The organism is Janthinobacterium longum (assembly GCF_051380735.1).
GTDB lineage: Bacteria > Pseudomonadota > Gammaproteobacteria > Burkholderiales > Burkholderiaceae_D > Janthinobacterium.
Map to the genome: position 1 here is coordinate 77,141 of NZ_JBNYXQ010000004.1, position 15,005 is coordinate 92,145.

Genomic DNA, 15,005 nt, shown 5'->3' on the forward strand with positions numbered 1-15,005 from the left:
GCGTACTGGCGTTTTTACCACAACCATTTGCAAAGATACCATGTGCGACAGTAAATCTGGTTATGATGAAGGGTGAAGAATACCATTGTTGCAAAGCAATTTTTGTGTGAAAAATCCACCCCAGAGTGTGAAAAGGTTGCCGTGCCGTTATCCAGCCTCGATAAAACCGATATTGATCGTCTCAATTCGCAGGGTCTGTCTTGCGTGGTGGGCAACCCCCACCAGGCCAGGCGCCTGACACAACTGGCCCTGGCCGCTGCCGGGCGCCAGCAGTATCCGCGCGGCCATGCGTATGCCGAACTCAATCAGTGCTGGCTGGCCTATTATGGCAGTGAAGCCGAGCCGTCCAGCGCCGCGCTGCAGCAGTATTTTCATCTGTGCCATGACCTCGAAGGCAGCATGGAAGTGGCCGTGCTGCAGGGCGCCTACGCCAGCCGGCGCGGCGAATTTGCCGAAGCGGAACAGTTCTTCTTTGTGGCACGCAGCCTGGCTGCGCAGATTCCCGATTCCCTGCATAAATTCATGCTGTATGCGCGTCTGGGCGTCGATGCCCTGAACCGTGGCGACACGCAGGAGGGTCCGCGCAACTTTTTGCTGGCGCTCGATATTGCCGAGCGCTTCGGCACGCCCGCGCACCGCGTCAACAGCCTGTCGAACCTGGCCTCGTCGCAACATGACCTGGGCAATGACGAAGATGCGATTCCCTTGCTGTACGAGGCGCTCGACATCATCGGCACGCAAAAGCTCAAGTACCAGCACACCATCGTCTCGGCCAACCTGGCCATGTGCTTGCTGGCCACCGGCAAGCCGGCCGAGGCGCTGGCGCTGGTCGAACCGTTTTATGACTGGCCGGAAGACAATCTCGCGGTCCGTGCTTTTTTGTTCTGCATCGCCGCCCATGCCGCCATTTCGCTGCAGCACGCGCAAATGGCGTTGCAACTGCTGCAGCGCGCCGAGCAATATGCGCACCAGGCGCAGGACCTGGAAGAACAGATGCATGCGTGGCTGGTGCGGGGCAAGCTCGACTTGCATGCGGGTGACCCGGCCAGCGCGCTGGTGTCATTGACACAGGCGCACAGCCTGCTCAGCTGGACACGCAATCCGTTTCACCAGCAGCAGATCTTGCGCGGCCTGTCCGACATCAACGCCCAACTGGGCAACTGGCAGGACGCGTATGGTTTTCTGCAGCGCTATCACGCCGCCTTCGAAGCGGGCAGCAAGTCGGCGCGCGCTTCGCGTGTGCTGATGCGCAACCTGGAAAAAGAGATGCGCAATCTGAAGGCCGAGCGTGACAACGCGCTGGAGCTGCAGGCCGCGCGCGAATCGGAAAACGTCAAGCTCGAGCACCTGAACCGTGAACTGGCGCACCAGATCATGCACGTCAATTCGCTGCAGGACAGCCTGAAGGAGCAGGCCATGCGCGACCACCTGACCGGCTTGTACAACCGCCGCCATTTCGAAAGCTGCCTGAACGCCATCCTGCACGAGGCCAATGGCGATGAAGCGGTGGCCATCATCATCATCGACCTCGATTTTTTCAAGCGCATCAACGACACCTACGGCCACAATTTCGGCGATGAAGTGCTGATCCAGTTTGCGCGCCTGGTCGAAGGCCAGCTGCGCGGCAGCGACATGGTATGCCGCTACGGCGGCGAGGAATTCTGTTTGCTGCTGCGCCAGGCCGACAGTCTGGTGGCGGCGCACAAGGTCGACAAGATCGCTGCACGCTACCGCCAGTTGCTGATCAAACAGGCACCGCATAGCGTGTCCGGCTGCACTTTTTCGGCCGGTATCGCCGAATACCCGCTGCACGGCGCTGGCCGCCACGAGTTGCTGGTGCGTGCCGACAGCGCCCTGTATGCGGCCAAGCAGGCCGGCCGCGACCGCTCCATGATCGCCAGGACTACGCCGTAAGCTTCAGCAAACCCTGCAAGGCATGTGCTACCGCCTGCTCGCGCACGGCCTGGCGGTCGCCGGCAAATACCAGGCGTTCGGTCTGTACTGCGTCGGCGCTGGCCCAGCCGAAACACACCGTGCCCACCGGCTTGCCCGGTACGGCGCCGCCAGGGCCGGCAATGCCGGTGGTGGCTACCGCAACGTGCGCTTCGCTGTGCGCCAGCGCGCCGCGCGCCATGGCGGCCGCCACTTCTTCGCTGACGGCGCCGTAGCTGGCGATCAGTTGCGCGGGCACGCCCAGCATCTCGGTCTTGGACAGATTGGTATAGGTGACGAAGCCGCGCTCGAACCATGCGCTGGAGCCGGCGATGTCGGTAATCGCCTGGGCCACGCCGCCACCGGTGCACGATTCGGCCGTGGCCAGCAACTGCCCCCTGGCATGCAGGGACTGGCCCACGGCGCGCGCCAGCTCAAAAAGATCGTTGTTCATGGGTGGTGTGCATCAAGGTGGTCAGGTGCCGACTGTAGCACAGCGCCCCGGCGCAGACGGCTCGCGTATGTAGCGCAACCTTAAGCAGTTTCACCCGGAAGCTGGCTCATCCTGATGGGCCGGGTACCCAATTTTGCTCCCGTCACCGCATCAATGCCGATGGGCTCGATTTCCTGGCCCGTTGCGTCGTCAATATAGCGCGCGAGATGTTCGCCACAGTTGCGCTGCGCCCACGCCCCGATCATCATCAGCACTGGCAGGAAGTCCTGGCCCGACGCCGTCAACACGTATTCCTCGCGTGTCGGGCGTTCCGAGTAGACGCGCCGCTCCAGCAGGTTCGCCTCCGTCAAGGCGGCGAGCCGCTTGGTCAGCATGGTCGGCGCAATGCCCAGATTCTTGCGAAATTGCTCGAACCGGGTCACCCCGGCGTGCGCATCGCGCAGGATCAGCATGCTCCAGGCATCGCCGACCGACTCAATGCCACGGGCTACCGGGCAGCTCGGAGCTGCATTATTTTTTTCATTCATATCTTTTTAAAAGTGACACGATACTGTTTTGATAGTGTTATTTTCTCATTCTCTGCATAATTAATCCACTACTGTCCCGCCAAGGAACTCAAATGAAGCAAAATAATAGAGGCATTGCACTTGTCACCGGCGCCTTTGCGCCGATGGCCCCATGCCCACTTATGCAGAACGCCGCACGCGCAGCGAAGGCCTGATGCGCAAATGGGTGGAGACCGGGGACGACCCGCAGGTGGTCGCGGACACGGTGCTGAGGGCTGCCACCGCTGCCGCGCGCCGTGTTTGACCGCAGCATGCGCAAGTTTGACGAATTGCCGGCCTGAGGCCGCAGCCATTCCAGTCAATCGCTGAAATGATCAAACGAACTGAGCCTCAAATCGAGCGCCGCGCCATTGGCGTCCACCAGGCGCAAGCCGGGTTCTGCTTCGATGCGGCCCACGCGCGTGGCTGGCGTGCCGCAGGCGATGGCCAGTGCGGCAATCGCTGCCCGTGATGCGACTGGCGCCGTGAAGCACAGCTCGTAATCGTCGCCGCCGGCGGCCGCGAACCGGCGGCGCAGGCCGGTTTCCTGCAGCGCCAGGATGGGGCCCGCGGGCAGGGCGTCGACATCCAGCGTGGCACCCACTTGCGAAGCTTTCAAAATATGGCTCAGGTCGCCTGCCAGGCCGTCCGAGATATCGATGGCTGCGTGCGCCAGGTCAGCTTCGGCCAAGGCGCAGCCCAGCGCCACGCGCGGCGTGGGCGTGTGCATGCGCACCGCTGCGCTGGCCAGCTCGTCGGCAGATAGTGATTGCTCCATGCGGTAGCCGGCCAGCGCCAGGCGCGCATCGCCCAGGGTGCCGCTGATCCAGATATCGTCGCCAGCCACGGCGCGGCTGCGGCGCAGCGCCTGGCCGGGCGCCAGTTCGCCAAACACGGTGATACAGATGTTCAAGGGCCCCTTGGTGGTGTCGCCGCCGATCAGTTCGCAATCGTGGGCGTCTGCCAGTGCAAACAGGCCTGCGGCAAAGCCGGCCAGCCAGGCGCGACTGGCTTGCGGCAAGGCCAGCGCCAGCGTGAACGCCACCGGGCGCGCGCCCATGGCGGCCAGGTCCGACAGGTTCACCGCCAGGCTTTTGTGGCCGAGTTTGCGCGGCTCGGCGTCGGCAAAGAAATGCCGGTCTTCCACCAGCATGTCCGAGGAAATTGCGATCTGCTTGCCTGGCGAGGGCATCAGCAGGGCGCAGTCGTCGCCGATGCCCAGGGTGGCGCGGCCCGCGCGCTGGCGCACGAAATATTGTTTGATCAGGTCGAATTCGGAGAGGTTGTCGGGCTGGGCCATGATGGTCGTGTGCAGGAGCGTGATCGACAGTCATTATAGGCTGGCGCTGGCCGCCATCAGCCCTGATTTTTTGCCTGCCCCATGCCCTGCAGCAGCTTGGCCAGCAACTGGCCCAGCTGGGTTTGTTCGCGCGCCGTCAAAGGCGCCAGCATGCACTGTTCGTTGGCCACATGCAGCAGCACCAGCCTGTCGATCAATTCCTTGCCCTGGCCAGTCAGCGCCACCAGCACGCCGCGCCGGTCGGTCGGGTGTTTTTGCCGTTCGATCAGGCCGGCCGTTTCCAGCCGGTCAATGCGGTTCGTCATGCCACCCGAGGACAGCATGGCCGCTTCATACAGCGCTGTCGGTGTCAGCGCATACGGTGCACCCGAACGGCGCAAGGTCGCCAGCACATCGAATTCGCCGGGCTGCAGGCCGTGTTCGGCAAACAGCGGATTGAGCCAGTCGCGCGCCATCAGTTGCGCCACGGTGCCCAGTTGCCCCACCAGCTGCATGGCCCTGGTATCGAGCGCGGGCAGTTCGCGTTGCCATTGTTCCGCTGCGAGCTGGGCACGCTGGTGTTCTTGCACGGTATCAGTCATGGAACTCCTTTTATCTTGACGTCGGGACGAGTTTATATCTTCATGTTAAGATACATTTCATCGAGTTACTTCTGCGTGAAGTATTAAACCATGCGCCTCCCTGCGGGGCAAGGACTATCCATGCCATCGACAAACGATAAATTATCTTCCTCTTCATCAGCGTTGCTGGTGGCCGCCATCATCTTGCTGGGCCTTAATCTGCGCCCCATCCTGGCCGCCATCGGTCCCTTGCTCGGTGTCATCCAGGCCGGCACCGGCATCAGCAGTACCGACGCCGGCCTGCTCACTACCGTGCCGGTGTTTGCGATGGGCGTGTGTGCACTGGCCGGTGCGCAATTGCAGCGCTGGCTGGGCGTGGTGCGTGGCGTGGGCCTGGGCATTGCCATCATTGCGCTGGCCTGCGCCCTGCGTTGGCCCTTGCACGGCAGCACCGGCCTGATTGCTACCGCCGCGCTCGGCGGCCTGGGCATCGCGCTGGTGCAGGCACTGCTGCCGGCCTTTATCAAGCGCCATTTCCCGCAGCGCGCCGGCCAGTTGATGGGCTTTTATACCACCGGCATCATGGGTGGCGCGGCGCTGGCCGCCGCCTCGGCCTCGCCGTTGGGGCAAACCCTGGGCTGGCAAGTGCTGCTGGCCTTGTGGGCGCTGCCGGCCCTGGCCGCGCTGCTGCTGTGGCGCCGCGTGGCGGGCGGTCAGCGTGAGGTTGCCAGCGGTGCAGGCGCCAGCTTGCCGGTGGGCAGCATGCGCGCTTGGCTGCTGATGCTGTTTTTCGGCATCGGTACCGGCGCCTATACGCTGGTACTGGCCTGGCTGCCGCCGTTTTATACCGAACTGGGGTGGAGCGCGTCGCACAGCGGCCTGCTGCTGGGCGCCCTGACCCTGGTGGAAGTGGTGGCCGGGCTGGTGGTGTCCAGCATCATCAACCGTTTTCCCGACCGCCGTCCCTTGCTGCTGGCGGTGCTGCTGTCCGTCTTGCTGGGCCTGGCCTGCCTGATCATGGCGCCCACCTTGCTGGCGATCCCCGCCGTGATACTGCTGGGCTGCGGCATCGGCGCGCTGTTTCCGCTGTCCCTGATTGTCAGCATGGACCATGTGACGGAGCCAGCCGGCGCCGGCGCGCTGCTGGGCTTCGTGCAGGGCGGCGGTTACATCATCGCCAGCAGCATGCCGTTTATTGCCGGCCTGATCCGCCAACATTCGTCCGGCCTGGCTCAGGCATGGATGGTGATGGCCGGTGGCGTGGTGTTACTGCTGCTCATTGCACTGCGCTTTGCGCCGGGTGGCAAGCTGCGCTAGCGTGCGCAGGCGAACTCGGCCGAGCTGATATATTTTGCGGCCTGCTTATACGAGGAGTTTATCGCGCATGCATATCGTCGACCATTATCTTGCCGGGCTGCGCCAGGCGCTGCCGCCGGTGCCACTGGCACGGCTGGCCGGGGCCAGCGGCGCTAGCCCGGTCCAGCTGCACAGCCTGCTGCAGGCGTTTCCGGACTGCCCCGCCAGCTTGCTGGCCCTGTTGAGCCAGATCAATGGCACCCACTGGGACGATGATGACGATGGCGGCACGGCCGTGCTGGTGCTGGGCGCCGACGCCGCCATGGGCAGTTACCCGTACTTCCTGCGCTCGGTTGAACAGATACTGGAAGACCGGCAACTGTATTCCGACAGCATAGTCGAGATCTATGGCGACTCGCCGGGTGATAATGGCGTGGTGCTCGACAGCCGCATCGACGTGCAGGCCAGTGGCCGCGAACGGCTGTGCTTTGCACATTGCATGAACAATGGCGGTACCTCGATGCTGTATCTCGATTTTGCTCCCGCCGCCGGTGGCGTGATCGGGCAGGTGATCCGCTTCCTGCACGACCCCGAGGAGTACCACGTGATTGCCGCCAGTTTTGATGACTATCTGCAATTGCAGATCAACCAGGAGTACTGTTTTGTCGACCCCGATCAATAAATCCGCTGTGCTTGAAACTTACCTCGCTGGCGTGCATGAGCGCTTGCCGCAGGAAAGCCTGGACGCGCTGGCGCTGGCCAGAGGCGCCAGCGCGCAGCAGCTCGAACAGTTGCGCCAGGCATACCCGCTGTGCCCGGATACCCTGCTGCAACTGCTGGGTATCTACAACGGCACCTATCATGAGAAGTATGCGGCCGGCACGGTGTCGGTGTATCTGCTGGGCTCGGACGCGTATGAGTATCCGTACTACCTGAGCTCGGTCGAGCAAATCCTCGAAGACCAGCAATCGCGCCAGCGCAGCATCGCCGATATCTATGGCCATTACCTCGAGGAAGATCCCGGCATCGTCGACGCGCGCATCGACGTGAGCATCAGGCAGGGGCAGCGTCTGTGTTTCTCGCACTGCATGAACAACGGTGGCAGTTCCGTGCTGTATGTCGATTTCAACCCGACTGCCTCGGGCAAAGTTGGGCAGGTGGTGCGCTTCATGCACGATCCTGATAATTACGAGGTGATCGCCGACAGCTTTGACGATTACCTGCAACTGCTTATCGACGAAGACTATGGCTTCTTGAGCGAAGAGAATTTCGAGTAAGGTCCTTCATCGCAAAGATTATCGGTAGTTGAAAATCGATAGTTTTTGACGTCAATCCGTTTTGTGCCGACAACGGCCTTTACAATGGCAGGTTATGCGCTTTCGTGATATCAGACTATGCTTGCGGAAAATACCTAGCTAATTGAAAGTATCGGTCTGATAAAATCGCGAACACCCGATCGACCAAACAGGAAGGCAGCACAGCATGGATTCGTCATCTGATAAAAAAGAAGAATTGCGTCAACAATTGCGCTTGGCCGCACTCGAATATCACGAGTTTCCGCGCCCCGGCAAAATCAGCGTGACGCCTACCAAGACACTGACCAACCAGCGCGACCTGGCGCTGGCCTACTCGCCTGGCGTTGCTGCGCCCTGCGAAGAAATCGTCATCGATCCGGCCAACGCCTACAAATACACGGCGCGCGGCAACCTGGTGGCCGTCATCACGAATGGCACGGCCGTGCTGGGCCTGGGCAATATCGGCCCGCTGGCGGCCAAGCCGGTGATGGAAGGCAAGGGCGTGCTGTTCAAGAAGTTCGCCGGCATTGACGTGTTCGACATCGAAATCAACGAGCTGGACCCGGACAAACTGGTTGACATCATCGCCTCGCTGGAACCGACCTTCGGTGGCGTGAACCTGGAAGACATCAAGGCGCCAGAGTGCTTCTATATCGAACGCCAGCTGCGCGAGCGCATGAAGATTCCCGTCTTCCATGACGACCAGCACGGCACCGCCATCATCGTCGGCGCGGCCATCCTGAACGGCATCCAGTATGTCGGCAAAGACATCAAGAATTGCAAGCTGGTGGTGTCGGGCGCTGGCGCCGCCGCCCTGGCCTGCCTGGATTTGATCGTCGACCTGGGCTTCCCGCTCGAAAACATTTTCGTCACCGACCTGGCCGGCGTGGTCTACAAAGGCCGCGCGGAACTGATGGATCCGGACAAGGAACGTTTCGCGCGCGACACTGACGCCCGTACCCTGGCCGAAGTGATCCCGGACGCCGACATCTTCCTTGGCTTGTCCGCCGGCGGCGTGCTGAAACAGGACATGGTCAAGTCCATGGCCAAGAACCCGCTGATCCTGGCGCTGGCCAACCCGAACCCGGAAATCCAGCCTGATGACGTGAAAGCCGTGCGCGGCGATGCCATTATCTGCACCGGCCGCTCGGACTATCCGAACCAGGTCAACAACGTACTGTGCTTCCCCTACATTTTCCGTGGCGCACTCGATTGCGGCGCCACCACGATTACGCGTGAAATGGAAATTGCCGTGGTGCACGCGATTGCCGAACTGGCCCACGCCGAGCAGTCCGACATTGTCGCCACCACCTATGGCTTTACCAGTCTGTCGTTCGGCCCGGAATACCTGATCCCGATGCCGTTCGATCCGCGTCTGCTGATCAAGATCGCGCCGGCCGTGGCCAAGGCGGCCGAAGAGTCGGGCGTGGCCACGCGTCCGATTGCCGATCTGCAAGCGTACGCCGACAGCCTGCAACAATTCGTGTATCGCAGCGGCACTTTCATGAAGCCGCTGTTCCAGGTGGCCAAGAAAACCGCGAATGAACTGAAACGCATCGTCTATGCCGAAGGCGAAGAAGAGCGCGTGCTGCGTGCCGTGCAAGTGGTGGTTGACGAGAAACTGGCGCGTCCCATCCTGGTGGGCCGTCCTGCCGTGCTGGAAACGCGGATCCAGAAGTTCGGCCTGCGTTTGAAGCAAGGTGTCGACTTCGACATCATCAACCCCGATTTCGACGAGCGCTATCGCGATTACTGGACCACGTATTACGAGATGACCAGCCGCAAGGGTGTCACCGAGGAATACGCGAAGCTGGAAATGCGCCGCCGCCACAGCCTGATCGGCTCGATGATGATACACAAGGGCCATGCCGACGGCATGATCTGCGGCACCTTCGGCACCACCCAGTTGCACCTGAAGTATATCGACCAGGTGCTGGGCAAGCGCGCCGGCAGCAATGTCTACGCCGCCATGAACGTGCTGATCATGCCCGAGCGCCAGCTGGTGATGGTCGACACCCACGTCAATGAAAACCCGGACGCGGAACAATTGGCCGAGATTACCATCATGGCTGCCGAGGAAATGACGCGTTTTGGCCTGTCGCCGCGCGCGGCCCTGCTGTCGCACTCGAACTTCGGTTCTTCCGACAGCGCCTCGGCGCAGAAGATGCGCGCCGCGCTGGCGATTATCAAGGAACGCGCGCCGGAACTGGAAATCGACGGTGAAATGCACGGCGACACGGCGCTCGACAGCAAGCTGCGCCACAAGCTGATGCCGAACTCGGACCTCAAGCACGACGCCAACCTGCTGGTGATGCCGAACATCGAGTCCGCCAACATCGCCTACAACCTGGTGAAAACGGCCGCCGGCAACGGCATCGCGGTCGGTCCTATCCTGCTCGGCTGCGCCAGGCCGGTGCATATCCTGACCCCATCGGCCACCGTGCGCCGCATCGTCAATATGACGGCGCTGTGCGTGGTAGATGCTGTAGCGCAACGCCTGTAAGGTCCCTGGCAGCTCCTGCTGCGTGAAAGCCGCCCCATCTGCAAGGAGGGGCGGCTTTTTACATCGGTGGCATGCTCACGGGAATCGCCGTGGCGAGCGGGTAGCGGCGCAGGTAATAGTGGCGGTACAACATGATCTCGCCCCACACCAGCAGCAGCGCCAGCAGCAGGAACAGGCCGATCGTGAGTTTGAGCGAATTGAAATAGGCGCTGGCCTGCTGCGTGATAGCGTCGATCAGGACCAGCGGCAGGGACTTGTCGAGTTTGCTCAAGTTGCGCAAGTCGGCACCCGTCAAGGTCTCGCCCAGCACGCCAGCCCTGGTAATCAGTTGATTCTGCAGCACGTCAGTCAGCAGCAGGCTGCCGCGGCGCAAGATGAATTCATTGATCCAGCGCGCCTTGCTGCGTTCCCAGTAACTGCCAGAGACAGGCCGATAGTACATGCCTTGCACAAACGGCTCGATCAGGCCGCGCATGCTGACTGGCTGGCCTGGCGCCATCAGTTTGACGCGCTGCTCGAGGTAAATGCGCAGCGCCGGCGCATGGGTTTCGAACACCGGCTGCAGATCGCGCACCAGCGCCTGGTTGACCACGCGATGTACGCTGTGCACGGCGCCAAACGCGCCACCGAGCACCGGCAGCGCCACCAGGATCAAAACATAGCTGAGCTTGGCTCCCACATGCCAGGCGGGTGGGCGGCGCACCAGCAGGCATTTTTTGGCCAGCTGGTAGCAGACCAGCACGGCGATCACGAAGCCGATGACACCATACAGCAACATCCACGGCAGGGCGGTCCATAGCAGTTCGCTGCCGAAGGGCAACAGGCTGTTGCCCCAGCTGGCCAGTGGTAAGTCCATGTGCATGCCCTGATTGTGGATAATCAGGCAAGTATAGCCTTTTCGTAATATGCCACTTGCACGGTTGAAGAACGATCAGTTGAATGGTGCCAGGTCGAGCCACACCGCATACGACAAGCGCTTGCGATTCCACAACCCGCCGCCGCGGATCACGGCGTCGCACGAGCTGAAGTGCCCGGCCAGGTCCCGGTGCGCCAGGTTGCGGTGCAGGCGCAGCGCATCGCCGTGCGCCAGGTAGCCCACCAGATGGCCATCGATAAAGACGGCAATGGCCTTGTCCTGGAACGGGTTGGCATCGTCGCACACCAACAGCGCCAGGCATTTCTCATCGGCATTGCCAGGACCGTGTTCGCCGGCCAGCCTGGCAATGGCCGGCTGGTACATCGAGTCGTTGTCCACTTCGGATGCATAGCGCCCGCCGTCGGTCCAGTGGTGGCCTGGCGTGCCAGGCGGGATCGCAGGCACGTACTGGCGTATCGAAACCAGTGCTTTCGACAGCGGCTGAACGGGGGTGCGGTCGCGGAAAACGTAATACAGCAGCGCGACAACGGTCGCAAAGGCAAGCAGGTAAAGCATGGTAACTCTCAGGTGGCAATGTGGCAGGCTGGCGTCGGGCACGCGTTGCCGACACTATAGCAAGCAGTCCCCTCGGCCGCCATGCCAACCTTGCTAGCGCTTCAGCGCCATGCCCACCGACTTTGGTGCCGTGTGCGTGAACCCGAACTGCGCGTACAGCTGATGCGCCTGGCCGTCGGCGATCAGGCTGACATAGGCGCTGGCCGGCACCTCGCTGGCAATAAATGCGCTGATCTCGCGCATGATCAGCTTGCCCAGGCCACGGCCCTGGTGCGCCGGCAGCACGGCAATATCGACCACCTGGTAAAAGCAGCCGCCGTCGCCGATGATACGGCCCATGCCCACCACAAGCTCGCCTTGCAGCACCTGCACTGCGAACAGCGAGTTCGGCAGGCCTTTTGCTGCCGCTTCCACCGTTTTGGCGCTGAGGCCGGAAGCACTGCGCAGATGGCAATAGGTGGCAACGTCGGGAATCGCAAGGCGGGTGGTGTAAGGCGTGGACAAGGCGAACTCCTGCAATGGGTGGGTGACAGGCGATTATAAATGCGGCTGTTCGCCAGCTGCCAATTGCGCTATGGTGGCGGCATCGACTCTTTGAAAGCACGCCATGTCCGCAGGATTTACCGCCACCGAAATGTCCGTCCTCCACGAGGATGACGCCCTGATCACCACCCTGGGCGCGCCGGCCGCCCACGGCGACCCGCTGTACCTGATGTTCCAGCGCGCCGACGAATACGACGAGCAGGACGTGGCGCTCGGCATGGACGAGCCGTATATCGAATACTGTGGCCAGGGCTTCTCGTGGTACGGCCATATGCACGCCGTGATCCTGCACCCCAACCGCTTGTCGGTGCAGATGGACGCCGAAGCCGCCATGCAGATGGACGACGACGGCCAGATCGACGTGCGTTTCAACTTGTCGCCGGAGCGCTATGCCCAGCTGCAGCAGGCGCTGCGCACCACGTTTGAAGGCTGCGAGTATTACCGCGAAGAGCGATAAGGAGCAGCAGTCAAGAATGACGCGATGCTGCCGCAACCGGTCTTGACGCGCAGGCCGGGGAAATCGCCGGTAGTTTGTGTTCCTTCAAACGGCACCTCGCTACCGGGCTGTACCGTAAGGCACTTCTTCACAACGGGGAGAGCAAGATGCCTTATATCTATAGCAGAGTCGATGAGCTTGAAAAAACCACGATGGTAGGCAACCATCAATGTGTGGCATTGGTCAGGGAGTTTGCCGGTGTACCGCTAACCCTGGCCTGGAGACAGGGCGAGGCCGTCATGGGGAATCTTCTCATCAAAAAAGGTACTGCCATCGCCACTTTTGTGGACGGCAGGTATGCGAATCGCTCGTATGGCAATCACGCCGCGATTTACCTGGGCCAGACACCTGCTGGAATACTTGTCATGGATCAGTGGGCAGGGAAACGGCAGGGTATCATCTCTTCGCGCATCCTGCGCGCCAAAGGCAAACACAAGAACGGTCTGTATATCGATCCCAGTAATAATGCCGATGCGTTTTTCGTGATCGAATAGGAGCAACGATGCCCACCTGTTACTCATCAGTGAATGCCATTGTTGCTTGCGCCATCTGCTGCTTTCCTGCGCCTGCTGGCGCCACATCCTTGCCGATCTGCCCCAAAAGTATTGCCGACACGTCCGTCAAGCTCGAACCCGTGCCCACCGGCTGGACTGCATATATTGCCAGCCCACTGTACCTGAACTCGGCGGCACCAATTGACGGACCACCGCAGCGCAAAGGAGAACTGGTTCCCACGGCACAGCGCAAGGCAAAAGGGCAAACCATTTTTGTCTATCAACTGGAGGGAGCTTTTCCTGATGGGAAATGGCTGCAGTGCGGTTATGGCGAACATGGCCAAGTGACGCTGTCGAAACGAATCGATGACAGCGTCGGGCGCTGTGAAGTCAGCTACCGACAAGGCAGCAAGGCGGGGCAGAACGAGATCGGTATTGTTTGCCGCTAGTACAGAAACAAAAAACCCGCCGTCATCTGGCGATGGGCGGGTCTGAACGGTACTGCTGAACTTTGTCTGGTGGTGCCGGGAGCCGGAATCGAACCGGCACGCTGTTTCCAGCGCGGGATTTTGAGTCCCGTGCGTCTACCTATTCCGCCATCCCGGCAACGCGAGACGCATTATCACTGATTTATCCGGTTCCGGCAAGTTTTTTGCTTTACATACTTTTTATACCATTTCCAGCCGCTTGCCGGCACCAGATCAAACGCGACGGCAGCTTACGCCGGATTATGCACCGAGCTCAGCTGGCGCGCGATGATGTCGTGGTTGAGCCAGATGACGGGCGCTTGCGGGTCCGACATTTCGTGGAACATCAGCGGGCCCGTGCCTTCCAGGACCAGGGAACTCAGGTGGTCGGTGATCAGCTCCTTGCGGTCCTTGTGCAGCTTGGTGATGTCGTCGGAGGTGCCGATCATGACTTCGGCCAGTTCCGGCGTGTTGTCCATCGGCCAGGCGGCGAAGTTGCGGAAGTGGACGCTGGTGGCGTCGCCGTTGTAGGCGGCGATGCGGTCGAGCAGGTCTTGCAGCGAGGTGCCGTCTTCCAGCAGGGCCTGGCAGGTTTCCCATTGCTGTTCGGCCCAGGCGCCGCCGCCTTCTTTTTTCAGGGCGTCGAGCAGGGGGAACAGCGACAGTTCCACGCCGACAAAAATGTCGGACGAGTTGGTGCGGATTTCCGGGCAGTTGAAGACGGTGGCCTTGATGCCTTTTTCCCACGCGGCCCTGGCGACGTTTTCCAGGCGCATCTTGGCCAGGCCCTGAGTGTAGTTGCTGTAGGTTTGCCACTGGTACTTGCCGTCGATCAGGATCTCGGTACCGTGGTAGCCGTAGGCGCTGTAGCGTACCTGGCCGCCGTGTTGCTCGATGCGGGCGCGGATGGCGGCGCTGCCGTCGATCAGGTGCTGCAGGGTGTTGGCGGTGACTTCGTCGAAGTTCATCAGGATCAGCTTGCCCAGGTCGCTGTCGAGCAGGGCGCGCGAGGACATGAAGCGCTCGCCGCGGCCTTTGTAGATGCGGTTGGCAATCGCCAGGAAGACCTTGACCTTCGGAATACCGCCGGCCATGGTGTGGGCGAAATAGACGTTGCTGCCGTCAGCAATCAGGCTGTCCAGCTCGGCCATGGCTTTTGCCACCGAGACCGTGAAGCGGGCCGTGCCGGCTGCGCGTGAACGCTCGATTTTTTCCCAGTCCAGTTTGTCTTCCTGCCAGCTTTTCAGGGTCAGGTCGGACAGCAGGGCGGTTGGGGTTGGTTCTCCGGGCGGCGCGTCCAGGTCGAAACCGGCCATCAGCGGCACGTTGATAATGTGCCCGCCCAGGTTGGCTTCGGCTTCGGCCAGCTCTTCCGCGTTCAATGGGCGCAGCGCCAGGTTTTCATCGCGGCGGCCGACCGTCATGCCGACGATGTTCATGCCCGCCTTGCGCGCCTCGTCGAGCAAGCCATTGACATAGCCGCGGCCGAACAGCTCGCCAAACAGCACAAAGGTATCGCCTTTGCGGAAGATGTTTTTTTGCGGAATGTCTCTTAAGGACGTGATTTCGGTCATGGTGTCATTCATTCTAAAAATGGCAAACAATCGGCAAGTGGCGGCCGCATTGATTGCTGGTTCAACAGTGGGTGCTCTTCAGCCAGGAAACCTGTGACTGCAGCCGCATCCTCT

17 protein-coding genes and 1 tRNA gene are annotated in these 15,005 nt (G+C 61.3%); 9 read left to right on the forward strand and 9 right to left on the reverse strand.

The features are described from left to right. Window positions 1-141 precede the first annotated feature (141 nt). Window positions 142-1,914: a diguanylate cyclase gene (locus tag ACQ4WM_RS13120; protein ID WP_436547113.1), complete on the forward strand. Its 1,773-nt coding sequence runs from the start codon at window positions 142-144 to the stop codon at window positions 1,912-1,914. On the opposite strand, the gene ACQ4WM_RS13125 is transcribed toward ACQ4WM_RS13120, so the two are convergent. Together ACQ4WM_RS13125 and ACQ4WM_RS13130 are read right to left on the reverse strand one after the other, a co-directional pair. Then, the gene (locus tag ACQ4WM_RS13125) at window positions 1,904-2,386 is read right to left on the reverse strand and encodes a CinA family protein (RefSeq protein WP_436547114.1); all 483 of its coding nucleotides are present in this window, start codon (window positions 2,384-2,386) and stop codon (window positions 1,904-1,906) included. The genes ACQ4WM_RS13120 and ACQ4WM_RS13125 overlap by 11 nt on opposite strands. A gap of 80 nt (window positions 2,387-2,466) precedes the next feature. Then, window positions 2,467-2,913 carry a winged helix-turn-helix transcriptional regulator gene (locus ACQ4WM_RS13130; protein ID WP_436547115.1) on the reverse strand — a complete coding sequence of 149 codons (447 nt, stop codon included), beginning with the start codon at window positions 2,911-2,913 and terminating at the stop codon, window positions 2,467-2,469. A gap of 151 nt (window positions 2,914-3,064) precedes the next feature. Here ACQ4WM_RS13130 and ACQ4WM_RS13135 point away from each other — a divergent pair, with 151 nt between their 5' ends. Then, entirely contained in the window at window positions 3,065-3,196 is a 132-nt protein-coding gene (locus ACQ4WM_RS13135) for a hypothetical protein (RefSeq protein WP_436547116.1), read from the forward strand. Between the two features lie 54 nt (window positions 3,197-3,250). Here ACQ4WM_RS13135 and thiL read toward each other — a convergent pair whose 3' ends face one another. Beyond that, on the reverse strand, window positions 3,251-4,231 hold the full coding sequence (gene thiL, locus ACQ4WM_RS13140; RefSeq protein ID WP_436547117.1) for a thiamine-phosphate kinase: 981 nt from the start codon (window positions 4,229-4,231) through the stop codon (window positions 3,251-3,253). Between the two features lie 56 nt (window positions 4,232-4,287). Then, window positions 4,288-4,812, reverse strand: a complete 525-nt coding sequence (locus ACQ4WM_RS13145) for a MarR family winged helix-turn-helix transcriptional regulator (protein WP_436547118.1) — start codon at window positions 4,810-4,812, stop codon at window positions 4,288-4,290. A 120-nt stretch (window positions 4,813-4,932) separates the two neighbouring features. Here ACQ4WM_RS13145 and ACQ4WM_RS13150 point away from each other — a divergent pair, with 120 nt between their 5' ends. From ACQ4WM_RS13150 to ACQ4WM_RS13165, 4 genes are all read left to right on the forward strand, one after another. Beyond that, complete coding sequence (locus ACQ4WM_RS13150) at window positions 4,933-6,108, forward strand: MFS transporter (protein ID WP_436547119.1); 1,176 nt, start codon at window positions 4,933-4,935, stop codon at window positions 6,106-6,108. A gap of 67 nt (window positions 6,109-6,175) precedes the next feature. Then, window positions 6,176-6,769 (forward strand): SMI1/KNR4 family protein, encoded by a 594-nt coding sequence (locus ACQ4WM_RS13155; protein WP_436547120.1) that lies wholly within the window; start codon window positions 6,176-6,178, stop codon window positions 6,767-6,769. Beyond that, window positions 6,750-7,364: an SMI1/KNR4 family protein gene (locus ACQ4WM_RS13160; protein WP_436547121.1), complete on the forward strand. Its 615-nt coding sequence runs from the start codon at window positions 6,750-6,752 to the stop codon at window positions 7,362-7,364. The genes ACQ4WM_RS13155 and ACQ4WM_RS13160 overlap by 20 nt, the downstream gene beginning before the upstream one ends. A gap of 205 nt (window positions 7,365-7,569) precedes the next feature. Further along, window positions 7,570-9,885, forward strand: a complete 2,316-nt coding sequence (locus ACQ4WM_RS13165) for an NADP-dependent malic enzyme (protein WP_436547122.1) — start codon at window positions 7,570-7,572, stop codon at window positions 9,883-9,885. Window positions 9,886-9,943: 58 nt separating this feature from the next. Here ACQ4WM_RS13165 and ACQ4WM_RS13170 read toward each other — a convergent pair whose 3' ends face one another. The 3 genes from ACQ4WM_RS13170 to ACQ4WM_RS13180 form a co-directional block, all read right to left on the reverse strand. Next, window positions 9,944-10,741, reverse strand: a complete 798-nt coding sequence (locus ACQ4WM_RS13170) for a hypothetical protein (protein ID WP_436547123.1) — start codon at window positions 10,739-10,741, stop codon at window positions 9,944-9,946. A 75-nt stretch (window positions 10,742-10,816) separates the two neighbouring features. Next, window positions 10,817-11,317: a hypothetical protein gene (locus ACQ4WM_RS13175; protein ID WP_436547124.1), complete on the reverse strand. Its 501-nt coding sequence runs from the start codon at window positions 11,315-11,317 to the stop codon at window positions 10,817-10,819. A gap of 93 nt (window positions 11,318-11,410) precedes the next feature. After that, window positions 11,411-11,821: a GNAT family N-acetyltransferase gene (locus ACQ4WM_RS13180; protein WP_436547125.1), complete on the reverse strand. Its 411-nt coding sequence runs from the start codon at window positions 11,819-11,821 to the stop codon at window positions 11,411-11,413. 130 nt (window positions 11,822-11,951) lie between these two features. Here ACQ4WM_RS13180 and ACQ4WM_RS13185 point away from each other — a divergent pair, with 130 nt between their 5' ends. The 3 genes from ACQ4WM_RS13185 (at window position 11,952) to ACQ4WM_RS13195 (ending at window position 13,299) form a co-directional block, all read left to right on the forward strand. Continuing rightward, window positions 11,952-12,317, forward strand: a complete 366-nt coding sequence (locus ACQ4WM_RS13185; protein WP_436547126.1) for an Imm10 family immunity protein — start codon at window positions 11,952-11,954, stop codon at window positions 12,315-12,317. A gap of 146 nt (window positions 12,318-12,463) precedes the next feature. Continuing rightward, window positions 12,464-12,850, forward strand: coding sequence for a BPSL0067 family protein (locus tag ACQ4WM_RS13190; protein WP_436547127.1), 387 nt, complete (start codon window positions 12,464-12,466; stop codon window positions 12,848-12,850). An 8-nt stretch (window positions 12,851-12,858) separates the two neighbouring features. After that, window positions 12,859-13,299 (forward strand): STY0301 family protein, encoded by a 441-nt coding sequence (locus tag ACQ4WM_RS13195; protein WP_436547128.1) that lies wholly within the window; start codon window positions 12,859-12,861, stop codon window positions 13,297-13,299. A 70-nt stretch (window positions 13,300-13,369) separates the two neighbouring features. Here the strand turns inward: ACQ4WM_RS13195 and ACQ4WM_RS13200 are convergent. Together ACQ4WM_RS13200 and ACQ4WM_RS13205 are read right to left on the reverse strand one after the other, a co-directional pair. Then, window positions 13,370-13,456, reverse strand: a tRNA-Leu gene (locus tag ACQ4WM_RS13200). Between the two features lie 112 nt (window positions 13,457-13,568). After that, the gene (locus ACQ4WM_RS13205; protein WP_436547129.1) at window positions 13,569-14,891 is read right to left on the reverse strand and encodes an enoyl ACP reductase FabMG family protein; all 1,323 of its coding nucleotides are present in this window, start codon (window positions 14,889-14,891) and stop codon (window positions 13,569-13,571) included. Window positions 14,892-15,005 lie beyond the last annotated feature (114 nt).

Coding starts and splice junctions, on each gene's coding strand:
- ACQ4WM_RS13195 (WP_436547128.1), top strand. CDS start 12,859: ATGCCCACCTGTTACTCATCAGTGAATGCCATTGTTGCTTGCGCCATC.
- ACQ4WM_RS13175 (WP_436547124.1), bottom strand. CDS start 11,317: ATGCTTTACCTGCTTGCCTTTGCGACCGTTGTCGCGCTGCTGTATTAC.
- ACQ4WM_RS13170 (WP_436547123.1), bottom strand. CDS start 10,741: ATGGACTTACCACTGGCCAGCTGGGGCAACAGCCTGTTGCCCTTCGGC.
- ACQ4WM_RS13125 (WP_436547114.1), bottom strand. CDS start 2,386: ATGAACAACGATCTTTTTGAGCTGGCGCGCGCCGTGGGCCAGTCCCTG.
- ACQ4WM_RS13190 (WP_436547127.1), top strand. CDS start 12,464: ATGCCTTATATCTATAGCAGAGTCGATGAGCTTGAAAAAACCACGATG.
- ACQ4WM_RS13165 (WP_436547122.1), top strand. CDS start 7,570: ATGGATTCGTCATCTGATAAAAAAGAAGAATTGCGTCAACAATTGCGC.
- ACQ4WM_RS13150 (WP_436547119.1), top strand. CDS start 4,933: ATGCCATCGACAAACGATAAATTATCTTCCTCTTCATCAGCGTTGCTG.
- ACQ4WM_RS13185 (WP_436547126.1), top strand. CDS start 11,952: ATGTCCGTCCTCCACGAGGATGACGCCCTGATCACCACCCTGGGCGCG.
- ACQ4WM_RS13135 (WP_436547116.1), top strand. CDS start 3,065: ATGCCCACTTATGCAGAACGCCGCACGCGCAGCGAAGGCCTGATGCGC.
- ACQ4WM_RS13155 (WP_436547120.1), top strand. CDS start 6,176: ATGCATATCGTCGACCATTATCTTGCCGGGCTGCGCCAGGCGCTGCCG.
- ACQ4WM_RS13205 (WP_436547129.1), bottom strand. CDS start 14,891: ATGACCGAAATCACGTCCTTAAGAGACATTCCGCAAAAAAACATCTTC.
- ACQ4WM_RS13130 (WP_436547115.1), bottom strand. CDS start 2,913: ATGAATGAAAAAAATAATGCAGCTCCGAGCTGCCCGGTAGCCCGTGGC.
- thiL (WP_436547117.1), bottom strand. CDS start 4,231: ATGGCCCAGCCCGACAACCTCTCCGAATTCGACCTGATCAAACAATAT.
- ACQ4WM_RS13145 (WP_436547118.1), bottom strand. CDS start 4,812: ATGACTGATACCGTGCAAGAACACCAGCGTGCCCAGCTCGCAGCGGAA.